Source organism: Arsenophonus nasoniae DSM 15247, assembly GCF_000429565.1.
Classification (GTDB): Bacteria; Pseudomonadota; Gammaproteobacteria; order Enterobacterales; family Enterobacteriaceae; genus Arsenophonus; species Arsenophonus nasoniae.
In genome coordinates this window covers 1-1,968 of the sequence record NZ_AUCC01000193.1, presented here as the reverse complement: position 1 = coordinate 1,968, position 1,968 = coordinate 1, and the positions used below count along the sequence as shown (strand labels likewise).

Genomic DNA, 1,968 nt, shown 5'->3' with positions numbered 1-1,968 from the left:
TTAGCGCGGGCATTTGGAGGGATTGCCGGCGCAGTGTTTACGGGTCAGCCTGGAGGCGTGTACAGTGGCGCGACCGCTGCCGAGAACAGTTTTCGTTATAATTATTTATCCCATCACCAGCAGGCATTAATGGAAAAAGAGCTGACGGCAACATCGAATGATTTTAAAAAAGCGCTGATTTCCCTGAAATGGGGATACACGTCCCTTGACCAGGATGTCAGTCTTGGGGCGGGGATGGTGGCTGGCGCGCCAGTTGGGCTTTATGAGACCATAGACGGGTTAGCGAACCTGGCCAGTAACCCGAAAGAAACGTATACGGCCATAAAAGCAGTTTTGCAAAGCGATGACACATTAGGCATCATAAGCGATGCAGTGAAACAGTCGTATATCGTGCGTCTTGAGCGAATGGAGGCTGAGTATCAAAAAGCAGGAACCGCTGGGGCCTTTAACGCGGGCATTGAAGGCGGTAAAATCATTTTTGATATCGCCAGTACCCTTGCCGGGGTGGCAGGAATCGCCAAGGGTGGTGCGATACTAATAGATAAAGTTGTGGCTAAAGTTGCTGCGGGTAAAGTCGAGTCGGTAGCTGCATCAGTCTATAACCAACAACTGATTAAAAATGCAGAAAAAATCTCAACCGCTAAACCAGGGCAACAAACAGCAGTACCAAGGGATCTTAATGAACAAACATTCTGGAAATCAGTTCAATCTAAACCATTACAAGGTAAAGAGTTACCTGGACTAAATAATGATCCTAGTTTTCCAACATCAGCAGGTTTTCAAAAAATGGAAGCAAAACATAAACTTCCCGATGGCCAAACTATAACCATACATTATCAGTATAATTCAACTACTGGTAAAGCTTATGATATGAAAATTACTACACCTCAAAGAGTTCAACAAGATCCGAAACAAGTTGTAGACACAATAAAGGACAAAGTTAAATGAGAATAAAAGAATCGGATGGTGAATCTATTGATGTGTTTGCTATTTATTGGATAAATAATAAATCATTATGCCTTGGTTTACCTAAAGGATATGGTGGATTATCTGTTTATGAACTGTCAGAAGTTGATTTAATAGAATCATCACTGAATGGCAAGTTGGTTTACTTCCAAAATGATGGAGCAGGTTCAGGTGTATATCATTGGGCTCTAATCGAAGAGTCATTATTAGATGACTTGCTTGAATTAGATGAAATTGCCTATAAAAGGTTTTTAGATATATTAAAATCTGAAGGTCAATTAGACGATGATTTTTACTGAAAATAAAGATCCTAAATTTCGTTTAGTCTTTTCAATGTATAAGAAATTAATACCCTAAATGGTTACTAATTAAACTTATTCCGCTCAAAAAGCGACTTTAATGGTCGGGGTTGGAAATCTGTTTTCATAGGAAAGGTAGATTAAATAATAATCAAAAGAAGCAAGTTTAACGTAGATTGATAATATAATCTTAATTCAAGTTTAAAAAAATCCCTAAAACATCTTCAATCTCTCTTTAACAAGAAAATTAACAAAAAGGCGATTTTTAAGTTGAACTGCAAATATTATCTCACCTCACTGTTAAAATGCCGTTTAAAACGCAGCATTTTGCTCTGTATGAAGAGATCTTATGTTAGGTAATGCCCAATGGTAGCGCTTTTGAATTTGGTGGTCTTAGAATGCAATACAAGACGTTTTAATAACCATGGGCACAGGCTATCGATTTGCAGCCGTAGGCTGATTCGTTCTTTCTAATTTATCAAATATCGACTCATGGCAACTCAATCATAGACTTTCAACAAAGATTTTCAACTCCATATTTCACAAGCAAACCCATCCAAATTATTATATTTTGCCAACTAATTTTACAGGCTATGCGTTTCGGCAAGTGTAGACGTTTTATCTACAAAACTATTTATTGGATTCTCTGGTAAACTTATAGCATTAAGTTATGCAGGAGAAAATTTTGATAAATCCAACGCCA

2 protein-coding genes are annotated in these 1,968 nt (G+C 38.1%); both read left to right on the top strand.

Features of this window, described 5'->3' with window-relative positions:
• Positions 1-129: 129 nt before the first annotated feature.
• Complete coding sequence (locus tag G468_RS24985; protein WP_248604903.1) at positions 130-948, top strand: hypothetical protein; 819 nt, start codon at positions 130-132, stop codon at positions 946-948.
• Positions 945-1,265, top strand: coding sequence for a hypothetical protein (locus G468_RS0117310; RefSeq protein ID WP_026824070.1), 321 nt, complete (start codon positions 945-947; stop codon positions 1,263-1,265). Before G468_RS24985 ends, G468_RS0117310 begins: the two co-directional genes overlap by 4 nt.
• The last annotated feature ends 703 nt before the right edge of the window (positions 1,266-1,968 follow it).

Coding starts and splice junctions, on each gene's coding strand:
- G468_RS24985 (WP_248604903.1), top strand. CDS start 130: ATGGAAAAAGAGCTGACGGCAACATCGAATGATTTTAAAAAAGCGCTG.
- G468_RS0117310 (WP_026824070.1), top strand. CDS start 945: ATGAGAATAAAAGAATCGGATGGTGAATCTATTGATGTGTTTGCTATT.